The 13,369-nt window shown below is 63.9% G+C and carries 11 protein-coding genes; 5 read left to right on the forward strand and 6 right to left on the reverse strand.

The features are described from left to right. Positions 1 to 127: 127 nt before the first annotated feature. A complete protein-coding gene (locus tag AC0QUY_RS32770; RefSeq protein ID WP_475390223.1) occupies positions 128 to 979 on the reverse strand; it encodes an SDR family NAD(P)-dependent oxidoreductase in 852 nt (283 codons plus the stop codon). Positions 980 to 1,176: 197 nt separating this feature from the next. Between AC0QUY_RS32770 and AC0QUY_RS32775 the strand changes: the two genes are divergently transcribed. Next, entirely contained in the window at positions 1,177 to 2,673 is a 1,497-nt protein-coding gene (locus tag AC0QUY_RS32775) for an aldehyde dehydrogenase family protein (RefSeq protein ID WP_161849853.1), read from the forward strand. 186 nt (positions 2,674 to 2,859) lie between these two features. Here AC0QUY_RS32775 and AC0QUY_RS32780 read toward each other — a convergent pair whose 3' ends face one another. Continuing rightward, on the reverse strand, positions 2,860 to 3,243 hold the full coding sequence (locus AC0QUY_RS32780) for a winged helix-turn-helix domain-containing protein (RefSeq protein WP_475390224.1): 384 nt from the start codon (positions 3,241 to 3,243) through the stop codon (positions 2,860 to 2,862). Between the two features lie 107 nt (positions 3,244 to 3,350). Between AC0QUY_RS32780 and AC0QUY_RS32785 the strand changes: the two genes are divergently transcribed. The 3 genes from AC0QUY_RS32785 (at position 3,351) to AC0QUY_RS32795 (ending at position 7,049) form a co-directional block, all read left to right on the forward strand. Beyond that, entirely contained in the window at positions 3,351 to 4,475 is a 1,125-nt protein-coding gene (locus AC0QUY_RS32785; RefSeq protein WP_161849851.1) for an alkene reductase, read from the forward strand. Positions 4,476 to 4,589: 114 nt separating this feature from the next. Further along, positions 4,590 to 5,102, forward strand: a complete 513-nt coding sequence (locus AC0QUY_RS32790) for a GFA family protein (protein WP_475390225.1) — start codon at positions 4,590 to 4,592, stop codon at positions 5,100 to 5,102. 282 nt (positions 5,103 to 5,384) lie between these two features. Continuing rightward, positions 5,385 to 7,049: a thiamine pyrophosphate-binding protein gene (locus AC0QUY_RS32795; protein ID WP_475390226.1), complete on the forward strand. Its 1,665-nt coding sequence runs from the start codon at positions 5,385 to 5,387 to the stop codon at positions 7,047 to 7,049. Between the two features lie 108 nt (positions 7,050 to 7,157). Here AC0QUY_RS32795 and AC0QUY_RS32800 read toward each other — a convergent pair whose 3' ends face one another. Next, the gene (locus tag AC0QUY_RS32800; RefSeq protein ID WP_475390227.1) at positions 7,158 to 8,546 is read right to left on the reverse strand and encodes an LLM class flavin-dependent oxidoreductase; all 1,389 of its coding nucleotides are present in this window, start codon (positions 8,544 to 8,546) and stop codon (positions 7,158 to 7,160) included. A 186-nt stretch (positions 8,547 to 8,732) separates the two neighbouring features. Between AC0QUY_RS32800 and AC0QUY_RS32805 the strand changes: the two genes are divergently transcribed. Then, positions 8,733 to 10,118: a M20 family metallopeptidase gene (locus tag AC0QUY_RS32805; protein WP_475390228.1), complete on the forward strand. Its 1,386-nt coding sequence runs from the start codon at positions 8,733 to 8,735 to the stop codon at positions 10,116 to 10,118. Positions 10,119 to 10,125: 7 nt separating this feature from the next. On the opposite strand, the gene AC0QUY_RS32810 is transcribed toward AC0QUY_RS32805, so the two are convergent. The 3 genes from AC0QUY_RS32810 to AC0QUY_RS32820 form a co-directional block, all read right to left on the reverse strand. After that, on the reverse strand, positions 10,126 to 11,634 hold the full coding sequence (locus AC0QUY_RS32810) for a tripartite tricarboxylate transporter permease (RefSeq protein WP_475390229.1): 1,509 nt from the start codon (positions 11,632 to 11,634) through the stop codon (positions 10,126 to 10,128). Positions 11,635 to 11,641: 7 nt separating this feature from the next. Beyond that, a complete protein-coding gene (locus tag AC0QUY_RS32815) occupies positions 11,642 to 12,127 on the reverse strand; it encodes a tripartite tricarboxylate transporter TctB family protein (RefSeq protein WP_475390230.1) in 486 nt (161 codons plus the stop codon). 207 nt (positions 12,128 to 12,334) lie between these two features. Further along, entirely contained in the window at positions 12,335 to 13,306 is a 972-nt protein-coding gene (locus AC0QUY_RS32820; protein ID WP_161849845.1) for a tripartite tricarboxylate transporter substrate binding protein, read from the reverse strand. Positions 13,307 to 13,369: the final 63 nt, after the last annotated feature.

Here is a 13,369-nt window from a genome sequence, read left to right on the forward strand (position 1 = left end):
TCGTGCCAAACTGTGCGGCGGTGGGCGTGTCTACGGTCGATGCTTGCATCTGACTCTCCGATGGTTCGAGTGTGGAAACCCAAACCTACCGGAGAGGGCACGCTCACCGCCCCATGGAATCTACGAACTATTCCCCCTTCACAAACTTCGCGAACGCTTCCGCGTAATCCGGATGCCAGCGCGACAATGCGGGGCGATTTTCGACGATGTCGCCGGCGGCCCACAGCATGCGCCGTTCATCGAGCTGCCGCGGCACATCGTTGTCGGGGCACAGGATGTAGAAATCGCCGGCGTCGATGCGCTCAATCATGAAGTCGACGGTCTGCTCCGGCGTCCAGGCGCCCGGCGGCTTCTCGGTGCGGCCGCGGGCGGTCAGGGCAGTGAAGACGTGACCGGGGATCATCAGATGCGCGCTGATCTGGCAGCCCGGCAGGTTGCGCAATTCGTGCTGCAGTGCCTCCGTCTGCGCTTTCACGCCGGCCTTCGAGACGTTGTAGGCGGGATTGCCGGGCGGCGTCGTGATGCCCTGCTTGGAGCCGGTATTGATGACGAGGCCGGGGCGCCCGCGTTCGACCATGTGGGGCACGAAGGCCTGGGTGCCGTGAATGACACCCCACAGGTTTACCGCGAGAATGCGCTGCCAGTTCTCCAGCGGACCAAAGCTGTTGCTGTCGGGGCCGATGCCGGCATTGTTCATCAGGATGTCGGTACCGCCGAACCGCTTTTGCACCGCGGTTTCAAGCCCGGCGACGTCATCGAAGCGGCTCACGTCGACCGATGCCGTCATGATGTCGGCCGCGCCGCCCTTGGCGACAGACGCCAGTTTGGCCGCGGCCTCGGCGAGGCGCTCGGCGCCGATATCGGCGATGCACACCCTCATGCCGAGGCCGGCGAAACGCATCGCGGCAGCGAGCCCGATGCCGGAGGCGCCCCCGGTGATCACGGCAACATGATTTGGCGACATCGCTGGATGGGGCATCGTCATTCTCCGGACATATCTGAGGTATGGTTTCGCTCGGCGGATACCTTAGACTACCATGGACGAAAGGGCATGGGAGGTCTTCGCGTCGGCCGCTTTCGGCAAGCGTTCGGCTGCGTTACGGTTTCATGCCACCGTTATAGATATTCAAATATAGCGACCACAAGAATCCTGACTGACTTCAAGGGAGTGTAGACATGGCTGTCACCCAGGCAATTCCGATCACGCGCCATCCCTATGCGGACGGCTCCTACAAGAAGATGTTGATCGACGGCCAATGGGTCGATGCCGCCTCCGGCAAGCGGTTCGAGACCCACAACCCGGCGACCGGCGAATTGCTCGCGACCGTCGCCGAAGGCGACGCGGAGGATATCAACCGCGCCGTGGCGGCGGCCCGCCGCGCCTTCGAGGGGCCGTGGAGCAAGGTCAAGCCATATGAGCGGCAGGGCCTGTTGTTGAAGCTTGCCGATCTCGTCGAGAAGAATTTCGAGGAGTTGTCGCAGCTCGACACGCTGGACATGGGCGCGCCGATCAGCCGCACCCGCGGCAACCGGCTGCGCGTGCTCGGCATGCTGCGCTATTACGCGGGGCAGGCGACGGCGCTGCACGGCGAAACCATCGAGAACTCGCTGCCCGGCGAAATCTTCTCCTACACGTTGAAGGAGCCGATTGGCGTCGTTGGCGCAATCATTCCCTGGAACGGTCCGCTCGCCGCGACCGTCTGGAAGATCGGTCCCGCGATCGCAACCGGATGCACGGTGGTGCTGAAGCCCGCCGAGGAAGCGCCGCTGACCTCGCTGCGGCTGGCCGAGCTCTGCATGGAAGCCGGCGTCCCGCCCGGCGTCGTCAATGTCGTGCCCGGTTATGGCGAGACCGCGGGCGCTACGCTGGCGTCACATCCCGATGTCGACAAGGTTGCGTTCACGGGCTCGCACGTCACCGGACAGTCGATCATCCGCGCCTCCGCCGGCAACCTCAAGCGCGTGTCGCTCGAACTCGGCGGCAAGTCGCCCGACATCGTGTTCGCCGATGCCGATCTCGACGCCGCGGTGCCCGGTGCGGCAATGGCGGTGTTCGCCAATTCAGGGCAGATCTGCAGCGCCGGCACGCGGCTGTTCGTCGAACAGAAGGTTTATGACGAGTTCGTCGGCCGCGTCGCCGAATTCGGCAAGAAGCTGCAGGTCGGCAACGGCATCGATCCGAACACGCAAATCGGGCCACTGGTCTCGCAGCAGCAGATGGATCGCGTCAGCGAATATCTCAACATCGGCCAGAAGGAAGGCGCCAGGGCAGTGGCCGGCGGCGGCCGGTTGACCGAAGGCCCGCTTTCGAAGGGCTATTTCGTGCAGCCGACAGTCTTCGCCAATGTGCAGGACAATATGCGCATTGCGCAGGAGGAAATTTTCGGTCCGGTGATCTCGGCGATTTCCTTCGAGGATACCGACGAACTGGTCAAGCGCGCCAATGCCACCACCTTCGGATTGGGCAGCGGCGTCTGGACCACCAATGTCAGCAAGGCGCATCAGGTTGCGAAGGCGCTGCGCGCCGGCTCGGTCTGGGTCAACTGCTATCAGGCGATGGACCCGGCGGTGCCGTTCGGCGGCTACAAGATGAGCGGTTATGGCCGCGAGTCCGGCAAGCAGCACGTCGAGGAATATCTCAACGTCAAGGCAGTCTGGATCAAGACGGCCTAACGCCGCGTCAGGATTGCGCTCCCTCTCCCGCTTGCGGGGGAGGGCTGGGGTGGGGGCTCTCTCCGCAAGCCATAATGTGGAGAGAGCCCCCACTCGGATCGCATCATTCGATGCGATCCGACCTCCCCCGCAAGCGGGAGAGGTGAAGAGAGTCCGTGGCGGCTTCGAGCCATCATTTCTCTTTTACTACCGGCTGGCGGTTTTCTTCGGCCGCCCGATCTCCCTGTGTAGCGCCTCGAGCTCCTTGCGCGCGGCGTTGGCGGCATTGCGTTCGATCTTGCGGTAGCGCGCAATCAACGACGTGCCGAACGGCGTCAGTACCGCGCCGCCTCCGTTCTTGCCGCCGGTTTGCCGTTCGACCGCGGCCTGGCGGCAGATCCGGTTGATCTCGTCGACCAGGTCCCACGCGCGCTTGTAGGACATATCCATCGCGCGGCCAGCGGCCGAGATCGAGCCGCAGGCCGCGATGCTCTCCAACAACTGAATCTTGCCGGGTCCGATGCGTGCCTCGTCAGCCAGGTCGATCCGGACGCTCAGCGAAGGCAGCGATCTGGCGTTCGTTTTCGGCATGGGCGACTTGCTCTCTTGCATCGCGTGGCGAGATTGCCACCGGAGCCTTTTACGAACAAGCTGAAGCGGTTACATATCCGTATCAACACGGGGGTTCTGGAATAGACATGAAGTATCCATCGCTGTTTTCGCCGCTCAAGGTCGGTCCCTATCAGCTCCAGCATCGTCTCGCGCTGGCGCCGTTGACGCGGATGCGGGCAGCCAAGCCCTCGCTGGCGCCGCGGCCATTGAATGCGGAGTATTACGCGCAGCGCGCGACGCCGGGCGGATTGCTGATCGCCGAAGCTTCGCCCGTGATGGCGACGGGCTTCGGCAGCCCCGGCGTGCCCGGCATCTATACGGAAGCGCAGATCGCCGGCTGGCGCGAGGTGGTCGATGCGGTTCACGCTAAGGGCGGCGTAATTTTCCTGCAGCTCTGGCATGTCGGGCGGGTCTCGCATTCCTCGTTCCAGCCTGGTGGCGTGCTGCCGGTCGCGCCTTCGGCGGTACCGATCGCGGACCTGAAAACAGGCACGGCTGATGGCAAGGCTGTCCCCTACGAGACGCCGCGCGCGCTCGAGACGTCGGAAATTCCCGGCGTGATCGACGCCTATCGACAGGCCGCGAAGAACGCGCTTGCCGCCGGCTTCGACGGTGTCGAGGTACATGGCGCCAACGGCTATCTGATCGAGCAGTTTCTGCAATCGCACACCAACCTGCGCACCGATCAATATGGCGGTTCGATTCCGAACCGCGTGCGCTTCCTGATGGAGGTGACGCAGGCCGTGGTCGAGGTCTGGGGCGCCGACCGCGTCGGCGTGCGGCTGTCGCCCTATGGTGTTGCCAATGGCAGCGGCGAGCCGGACCCGATGCCGCTCTACACATATGCGGTCGAGCAGCTCAATCCGCTTGGGCTGGCGTATCTGCATTTCATCGAGCCGCGCTCCTCCGGCGCCGGCCGCGCCGAGGTCAACCACCAGAACGTGCCGTCGGCGATGGTGCTGTTCCGCCCGATCTGGAAGGGCGTGCTGGTCACCGCCGGCGGCTTTACCGGCGAGACTGCCGATGCAGCAATCAGGGATGGCCATGCCGATGCGGTCGCCTTCGGCCGCATCTTCATCTCCAATCCGGACCTGCCGCGCCGCCTGCAGCGCGGCTTCCCGCTGACGCCTTATAACCGCGCCACCTTCTACGGCGGCGACGTGGCGGGCTATACGGACTATCCGGAGCACGATGAGCTGGAGCAGGCGTGAAGCTCCGCCGTCATTGCGAGCGAAGCGAAGCAATCCATCGTGCCATGAGCCGAAAGAATGGATTGCTTCGTCGCTTTGCTCCTCGCAATGACAAAACGTGAGGATGGGCCAAACATGTTTCCGGAAGAGGAATTAGACAAGAAGAAAACCAAGGCTGTCGCACTCGGCAAACCGGCCGTAGGACAATGCCTGTGCGGCAAGGTCGCCTTCGAGATCGACGTGCCGGCGCGCTGGGCCTGGCACGATCATTCGCCGTCGAGCCGTCGCGCGCACGGCGCGGCGTACGCGACCTATGTCGGGAGCTGGCGCAAGCGTTTTCGGATCACCAGGGGCAAGACCAGCCTCGCGCGCTACGAAGACGAGGCCACCAAGACCGTACGCAGTTTCTGCTCCAATTGCGGCACGCCGATTGCCTATGAACGCCCGCGCTCGCCCCACATGGTCAACATTCCCCGCGCGCTGTTCTCGGGCCGCACCGGCCGCCAGCCGCTCTATCACATCGCCATCGAAGAATTGCAGGAATGGGCCTATACGGGCGAGCCGCTGGTGCCGCTGAAGGGATATCCCGGCGTCGTCTGGCAGCGCTCGAAAAAGAAGAAGCGCGCGGAGCGTGAGGGGATGGTCTAGGGCAGGATGAGATCAGGTTGGGTCATGACGACGGACCGTCTCCTGCCTCGGGCGCAAGCGGCCTGAGTGCGGCGTGCCGGGGGCCCATTCTACTTTGCATGGGGTTGTTTTCGCGATTTTGTGTCTGGGCCCTGCGGTGTACCGCCGAAGAGTGTGCGCCGCGTCCGGGACACGAGAGTGCACGCGCAGAGCAGCCATGACCTCGCTCCATTGCGCGCGACGTTCAAGTTTGGTCATCTGCCTCCATCCCGCAGGCCGACGGACCGGCGGGCAGGAGGAGACATGAAGAACAAAATCACCGGCCGCTCCGCTTTCCTTGCACTGCTGAAGGACGAAGGCGTCACGCATCTGTTCGGCAATCCCGGCACCACCGAATTGCCGATCATGCACGCGCTAAAGGACCATCCCGACCTAACCTATGTGATGGCGATGCAGGAAAGCCTCGTCGTCGCCATGGCCGACGGTTTCAGCCGCGCCTCGGGCAAGCTCGTCGCCTGCAATGTCCATGTCGCGCCCGGCCTCGGCAACGCCATGGGCTCGCTCTACAATGCCAGCTTTACCGGCACGCCCCTGATCCTTACCGCCGGCCAGCAGGAGCAGGGCCACGGCCTGACCGAGCCGGTGCTCTATGGCCCGCTGGTGCAGATGGCACAGCCCCTGGTCAAATGGGCGGTGGAAGTGACCCGGCTGGAGGATCTGCCAAGGATCGTGCGCCGCGCGGCCAAGATCGCGACCACGCCGCCGACGGGACCGGTGTTCATCTCGCTGCCGGGCGACATCCTCAATTCCGAGGCCGGCATCGAGCTCGGCCGCTCGACCCGCATCGACACAAGTGTCAAGCCGTCGGAGGAGGCGCTGCAGGCGCTGACCGCGCGTATTCTCAAGGCAGAGCGGCCCGTGATCATCGTCGGCGACGAGATCGTCAAGAGCGATGCATTGCGGGAGGCCGCCGAGCTGGCGGAAACGCTGGGCTGTCCGGCGTATCAGTCGTCGACGCCCTATGGCGCGCATTTCCTGTCCGAAAGCCCGTGCTTCATGGGCGCGATCGCGCGCATCCAGAAGATCGCCCGCGAGACGCTGGCGCCCTACGATCTCCTCATTGCGCTCGGCGGCGATCCCCTGCGGATGTCGGTCTACAGCGAGACCGATCCGCTGCCGGACGGGCTGTCGATCGTGCAGGTTGGGTTGGTCGACAACGACCTTGCCAGGAATTACGGCGCAGACATTGCGGTGAAGGCTGACGTGAAGGAAACCCTGCACGCGCTTGTGCCGGCGCTGCAGGCCGCCGGCGGCGGCGGGCTGCAGGCGCGCGCGAAGCGAGGGCTCGACGCGCTCGCATCAAACAACTGGACGGCGCGGCGCAAGCCGCTGGTCGAACAGATCTCAAAACATGCCAACACCTCGCCGATCGATCCGGACTGGCTGGCGCTGCAGGTTGTCGAGGCGATGCCTGATAGCGCGATCCTTGTCGATGAAGGCCTGACATCGTCGCGTCAGATAATCGCGCTGCGTCCGCATCGTGATCGCTATGGCTATCACGCGCTGGCCTCCGGCGGCATCGGCTGGGGCTTGCCGGCGTCCGTCGGCGTCAGCCTCGCCAATCCGCAGCGGCCCGTCGTGTGCTACTCCGGCGACGGCAGCTCGATGTATTCGATCCAGTCGCTGTGGACGGCGGCGAACCACAAGCTGCCGCTGACGTTCGTGATCGTCAACAATGGCGGCTACCGCATCATCAAGCAGCGGCTGCTCGCCTTCCATGGCGACGATCATTACGTCGGCATGGATTTTGTCGATCCACCGGTGGATTTCACGGGTGTGGCGAAATCGCTGGGGTTGGAAGCGACCAAGGTGACCGATCCCGGTGAGTTGAAGTCGGTGTTGTCGTCCGCCTTCAGCCGCCCCGGCGCGAAGCTGATCGAGGTGGTCGTCAGCAATTCGGTGAATTGATTACCCCCGTCATTGCGAGGAGCAACGCGACGAAGCAATCCATTTCTCTGCTTGCGGCGCGATGGATTGCTTCGCTTCGCTCGCAATGACGGCGGGACTAGTGTTGCGCTACTCAGCCGCTTTCGCCCGCCCATGCGGCCGATACCTTGCCGCCGGGTGCTGCTCCGTCAGCCGCGCTCGGCCCTTGCCGAACAGTTTCTCCCGCAACGTCCCTTCCGCATACGCCGCCTTGTATCGCCCGCGCCGGGTCAACTCCGGCACCAGCATGTCGGCGATATCCTCGAAATCGCCGGGCGAGATGGCGAACGCGACGTTGAGGCCATCGACGTCGGTCTGCTCGAACCACGCCTCGATATCGTCGGCAACCTTCTCAGGCGTGCCGACCACCACGGGGCCTGCGCCGCCAATGCCGACATGCTCGACCACCTCGCGCACGGTCCAGACCCTGTCAGGATCGGCGCGGGTAACATTGTCGAGCGCGGTGCGTCCGGCATCGTTCTGGACATGGCGCACCTGCTGCTCGAGGTCGTAACTCGAGAAATCCACGCCCATCCAGCCCGACATCAACGCCAGCGCGCCCTCGGGCGCGATGTGCTTGCGATAGTCGGCGTATTTCGCCTTGGCCTCGGCTTCGGTGCGGCCGAGAATGATCGTCATCATCGAGAACATCAGGATTTCAGCCGGGTTGCGCCCGATCTCCTTGGCGATCGCCCGGATCGCCGCTACCCGCGGGCCGATGATCTTGGCCGACGGTCCCGACATGAACACACATTCGGCGTGTTGCGCGGCGAACTGCCTTCCACGCGGCGAGGTGCCGGCTTGATACAGCACCGGCGTTCGCTGCGGCGACGGCTCGCTCAGGTGAATGGCGTTGAGCCGGTAGTTGCGTCCCTCATGCTGGATGCGATGCACTTTCGTCGGATCGGCAAAGACGCCGCGCGAGCGGTCGCGTAGCACGGCGTCGTCCTCCCAGCTTCCTTCCCAGAGCTTGTAGACCAGCTCCATATATTCATCCGCGATCTCGTAGCGGTCGTCATGCGCGGTCTGCTTGTCCTTGCCGGCGCCGCGGGCGGCAGAGTCGAGATAGCCGGTCACCACGTTCCAGCCGACGCGGCCTTCGGTGAGGTGATCGAGCGTCGACATGCGCCGCGCAAACGGGTAGGGCGGCTCGAAGGAGAGATTGCTGGTGACGCCAAAGCCGAGATTTTGCGTCACCGCCGCCATCGCCGGGATCAGCATCAAGGGTTCGTTGGCCGGGGTCTGCGCGGCATTGCGCAGCGCAGCGTCCGGGCTATTGCCGAATACGTCGTAAACGCCGAGCACGTCGGCGAGAAACAGCCCGTCGAACCGCCCGCGCTCCAGCACCTTTGCCAGATCGAGCCAGTAGGGCAGACGGTTGTAGCCGAGGGTGCGGTCGCGCGGATGGGTCCAGAGCCCCGGCGATTGATGCGCCACGCAGTTCATGGCGAAGGCGTTGAGCCGGATTTGCTTTGTCATGACGCGAACCTCGAAGCGCGCAGAGTTCCCGCGCGCATCCGCCCGGTTAATCGCCGGGCTGTTGCCTGAAATTGTTGCATCCCCGCTGTGTTTGGCAAGGCCCATTCGGCACGCCCCACCACTTCCAGCGGGCGGGTTATCCCGATAGGTTGCGGCCCAACACGGCAACGAACAAAGGAAGAAAATATGGCTGATAGAGCCGACGCGGTTGCGCGGGCACGCGAGTATCTCCATTCCGGCGCGTTTCTCGCCGAACTCGGGCGCAGGGTCGGCTATCGGACCGAAAGCCAGAACCCCGGCCGCGAGGACGCGTTGCGCGCCTATCTCGTCGAGGACCTTCAGCCTGCCTTTGCCGCGCTCGATTTCTCCACCCGCCTGATCGAATCGCCGACTGGCAGGGGACCATATCTGCTGGCGGATTATCGCGAGGATGCCTCCTTGCCGACCGTGCTCACCTATGGCCATGGCGATGTCGTCGACGGCATGGAGGGCGAGTGGCGCGACAATCTCGATCCCTGGAAGACCACGACCAAAGGCGAACGCGTCTATGGCCGCGGCACCGCCGACAACAAGGGCCAACACAGCATCAATCTCGCGGCCTTGCGCGCCGTGCGCGAGATCCGCGGCGGCAAGCTCGGCTTCAACGCCAAATTCATCATCGAAACCGGCGAGGAGATCGGCTCGCCCGATCTGCGACAGGTCTGCGAAGCCCATCGCGAGGAACTGAAGGCCGATCTGTTCCTGGCGTCCGATGGGCCGCGCCTGTCAGCGGAGCGGCCGACCATCTTCCTCGGCTGCCGCGGCGGCAACCGCATCCATCTTGATGTCAATCTGCGCGAGGGCGGAAACCATTCCGGCAATTGGGGTGGGGTGCTCGCCAATCCCGCGACGATCCTTTGCAATGCCATTGCCAGCCTCGTCGACGGCAAGGGACGGATGAAGCTCGACGCGCTGAAGCCGCCGCGGATCTCGAACGCCGTCCGCGCGGCGCTCGCGGACGTGAAGATCGAGCCGACCGCGGACGAGCCGGCGCTGGCGCCCGACTGGGGCGAGGAGGGACTAACGCCGGCCGAGCGGCTGTTCGCCTGGAATACGCTGGAAGTGCTGGCGATGTCGTCAGGCAGCATCGACAAGCCGGCCAACGCCATTCCCGGGCGCGCCAATGCCGTGCTGCAGCTTCGCTTCGTCGTCGGCACCAAATATGAAGAGGTGGTCGACGCCGTGCGCGCGCATCTGCATGCCAACGGCTTTTCGATGGTGGAGGTCAGCGGCGCGCAGCGTTTTGCTGCTTCGCGCACCGATGTCGACAGTCCCTGGGTAAACTGGACGGCGGAATCAATTCTCAAGACCACCGGCAAGGCACCGGCGATCCTGCCGAATTTCGGCGGCTCGCTGCCCAACGACGTGTTTACCGAGGGACTGGGGCTGCCGACGATCTGGGTGCCGCACTCCTACCCCGGCTGCTCTCAGCATGCGCCGGACGAGCACATTCTTCTGCCGGTGACCGAGGAAGCGCTCGCCATCATGGCGGGGCTGTTCTGGGATCTCGGCGAGAAGAAGCGGGCGTTCTAGCTGCGGCTCACACCCCCTCGTCCAGCGCGACCATCTCGCGCTTCTTGCGCAGCGCGGGCAGCAGCGGCGCGATAAGCAGCACCAAGGCGAACAACAGGCAGGCGGCCGAGATTGGCCGCTGCACGAAGGTCATGAGATCGCCTTGCGATAGGATCAGCGATTTGCGCAAATTGTTTTCCAGCATCGGCCCCAGCACGAAGGCCAGCACCAGCGGTGCCGGCTCGTAGCCGAGCTTGCGCATGAAATAGCCGATCACGCCGAATGCAATCATCACATAGACGTCGAACACGTTGTTGCTGGAGCAATAGACGCCGATGATGGTGAACAGGATGATCAGGGGAAACAGGACGTTGTAGGGCAGCTTGAGAAGCTGCACCCACATGCCGATCATCGGCAGATTGAGCACCAGCAGCATCAGGTTGCCGATATACATGCTGGCGACAATGCCCCAGAACAGGCCAGGGTTTTGCGTGATCATCAGCGGGCCGGGCTGCAGCCCATGAACGACGAAGGCGCCCAGCAACAGCGCCATCACCACGTTCGGCGGAATGCCTAATGTCATCAGCGGAATGAAGGCGCCGCCGGCTGCGGCGTTATTGGCTGCTTCGGGTCCCGCCACGCCCTCGATCGCGCCGTTGCCGAAGCGCTCCGGTGTCTTGGACAGCCGCTTCTCAAGCGCATAGGACGCGAACGACGAGATCACCGCGCCGCCGCCAGGCAGGATGCCGAGGAAAAATCCAAGGATCGTTCCGCGCGACATCGGGCCGGCACTGGCTTTCCAGTCTGCCCTGCTTGGCAGCAGGTGCGTGATCTTCGTGTTGATGATGTCGCGCTTGATGACCTGCTCGGTGTTGAGCAGCACTTCCGCGATTCCGAACAGGCCCATCACCACGGGAACGAGGCCGATGCCGTCGATCAGTTCCACCCGGCCGAAAGTCAGACGCGGCTGGGCGGTAATGCTGTCGAGCCCGACCACGCCAAGCACGACGCCGATGCACGCCATCAGCAGCGCTTTCGCCATCGAGCCCTGCGTCAGGAAGGTGAGAACCACGAGGCCGAGCACCATCAGGCTGAAATATTCCGCCGGTCCGAAAGCGATCGCGACGCTGGCGAGCTTGGGCGCCACCAGCATCAACGCGATCAGCGCGAAGGTGCCGGCGACGAACGAGCCGAATGCGGAGATGCCGAGCGCCGGCCCGGCGCGGCCCTGCTTGGCCATCTGGTGGCCATCGATACAGGTGACGACGGAAGCAGCTTCGCCGGGAATGTTGACCAGGATCGAGGTAGTCGAGCCGCCATACATCGAGCCGTAGTAGATGCCGGCCATCATGATGATGCCGGACTCCGGCGTGCCCGAGAGCGTGATCGGCAGCAGCAGCGACATCGCAGAGATCGGGCCGATGCCGGGCAGCACGCCGACCAGCGTGCCGATGAAGACGCCGATGAAGCAGTAGATCAGGTTGACGGGTTGCAGGGCGACGCCGAAGCCATGGGCGACATTGACGAGTGTGTCCATGGTGCGATCAGCCGATTTCGAAGATGCCCGAAGGCAGTTGGATCAGGAGCAGGCGCTTGAGGATCCACCACATGCCGAGCGGAACCAGCACTGCAATTGGAACGGCCAGCGGCCAGCGGACCGGATCGACCACGCGCAACAGCAGCAACATCAGCGGAATGGAGGTCAAAAGAAAGCCGAGCGGGTTGAGGGCGAAGGAAAAAGCGATGAGGCAGACGATCACCAGCAACGGCTTGGTCCAGCGCGTATTCACCCAGCGCGAGCCAAAAGTCGGCCCGCCCTCGGTCAATGCGGCTGTCATGATCGAGGTGGCGAACAGGCACATCAGAATGCCGGTATAGAACAGCACGAACCCGGAGCCGGGGTCGTTGATAGTGCCGAGCTTGAGCTTCAGCCCGGACCAGATCACGAAGCCGCCGAGCGCAAGCCCGATCAGCCCGCCCCACAGTTCGGAATTGTTGAGGCGGAATTTGACGTCGCTGCCGTTACTCATGTGCTTCTCTCAGCCGTCCCTCGGACACTGCGCAGCACCATCAGCGCGTTTTACGCGCGTCTTGACGCGCTATGGTGGTGCGCTGCAGAGCCGGGGCCCAATGTGTTTGCAGGCGTAGTGTTTGCGGGCGTAGGGTTTGCGGGCGCCGTGGGTCCCGGCTCTGCGAAGCAGCGCTTGCGCGCTGCATCGCGCCCGGGATACGGCGGTTCAGTTCGTCTTCTTCGCCAGACCGAGCTTGTCGACCACCTTGCGCTCTGACTCGGTAACCTCGACGACGAACTTCTTGTAGTCCTCGGTGTTCTTGTAATTCGGCACCATGTCGAATTTGGCGAGCGTCGCGATTACGGCCGGATCATCCAGCGCCTTCTTGAAGGCGTCGTGCAGCTTGGCGACGATCTTCGGGTCCATGCCCTTCGGTCCGGCGATACCGAACGGGGAATCATAGACCATGGGATAGCCGAGCTCCTTCAGCGTCGGCACGTCGGGATAATTCGGCGAGCGCGCCGAGGTCCACACCATCAGCAGCCGCAGCTTGCCGGCGTCGACCAGCGGCCGCCATCCCGTCGAATCCGCCTGCAGCATGGTGTGCTGTCCGAGCACCGCCGCATTGGTTTCCGCGCCGCCCTTGAATGGCACCTGGGTGAGCTTGACGCCGGCCATGGTCGCGATCTGCTCCATGCCGATATGCAGCGATGTGCCGGCGCCCGGCGTCGCATAGGTCACCTTGCCGGGATTCTGCTTGGCGTAATCGACGACGTCCTTCCAGGTCTTGAACGGCGACTCGGCGCTGGTGGTGACGCCGAACGTGTAGCCGGTGAGGTGGACGATATAGGTGAAGTCCTTGTCCGGATTCCAGGACACTTCCTGCATCAAGGGTAGGCGGAATACGGTGATCGGAATCTGCGCAATGGTGTAGCCGTCGGGCTTGGCGCCTGCCGCCATGGTGGCGGGGCCGACGGTGCCGCTGCCGCCGGCCTTGTTGTCGATGGCGATCGGCTGTCCGAGCACCTTGGAAGCGCTTTCGGCGATGGCCCGCATCGAGAGGTCGGTCGAGCCGCCTGCCGGCCATGGGACGATCAGGGTGATCGGCTTGGTGGGATACTCCTGCGCGCCGGCGGCTGCTGAAATCAGCATGCCGACGGCAACAACGGCGATCGTCAGACGGCCATATCGAAACATATGCAACACCTCCCTGCGGCTTCCCTTGATACCGGAGCCGATTGTTTCTTTCCCGGGCGCGAT

The organism is Bradyrhizobium sp. WYCCWR15520, from assembly GCF_056174665.1.

What these genes read in the sequence shown, in the direction of transcription:
- AC0QUY_RS32770 (WP_475390223.1), bottom strand. Translation starts at nt 979, where the DNA reads ATGCCCCATCCAGCGATGTCGCCAAATCATGTTGCCGTGATCACCGGG.
- AC0QUY_RS32775 (WP_161849853.1), top strand. Translation starts at nt 1,177, where the DNA reads ATGGCTGTCACCCAGGCAATTCCGATCACGCGCCATCCCTATGCGGAC.
- AC0QUY_RS32780 (WP_475390224.1), bottom strand. Translation starts at nt 3,243, where the DNA reads ATGCCGAAAACGAACGCCAGATCGCTGCCTTCGCTGAGCGTCCGGATC.
- AC0QUY_RS32785 (WP_161849851.1), top strand. Translation starts at nt 3,351, where the DNA reads ATGAAGTATCCATCGCTGTTTTCGCCGCTCAAGGTCGGTCCCTATCAG.
- AC0QUY_RS32790 (WP_475390225.1), top strand. Translation starts at nt 4,590, where the DNA reads ATGTTTCCGGAAGAGGAATTAGACAAGAAGAAAACCAAGGCTGTCGCA.
- AC0QUY_RS32795 (WP_475390226.1), top strand. Translation starts at nt 5,385, where the DNA reads ATGAAGAACAAAATCACCGGCCGCTCCGCTTTCCTTGCACTGCTGAAG.
- AC0QUY_RS32800 (WP_475390227.1), bottom strand. Translation starts at nt 8,546, where the DNA reads ATGACAAAGCAAATCCGGCTCAACGCCTTCGCCATGAACTGCGTGGCG.
- AC0QUY_RS32805 (WP_475390228.1), top strand. Translation starts at nt 8,733, where the DNA reads ATGGCTGATAGAGCCGACGCGGTTGCGCGGGCACGCGAGTATCTCCAT.
- AC0QUY_RS32810 (WP_475390229.1), bottom strand. Translation starts at nt 11,634, where the DNA reads ATGGACACACTCGTCAATGTCGCCCATGGCTTCGGCGTCGCCCTGCAA.
- AC0QUY_RS32815 (WP_475390230.1), bottom strand. Translation starts at nt 12,127, where the DNA reads ATGAGTAACGGCAGCGACGTCAAATTCCGCCTCAACAATTCCGAACTG.
- AC0QUY_RS32820 (WP_161849845.1), bottom strand. Translation starts at nt 13,306, where the DNA reads ATGTTTCGATATGGCCGTCTGACGATCGCCGTTGTTGCCGTCGGCATG.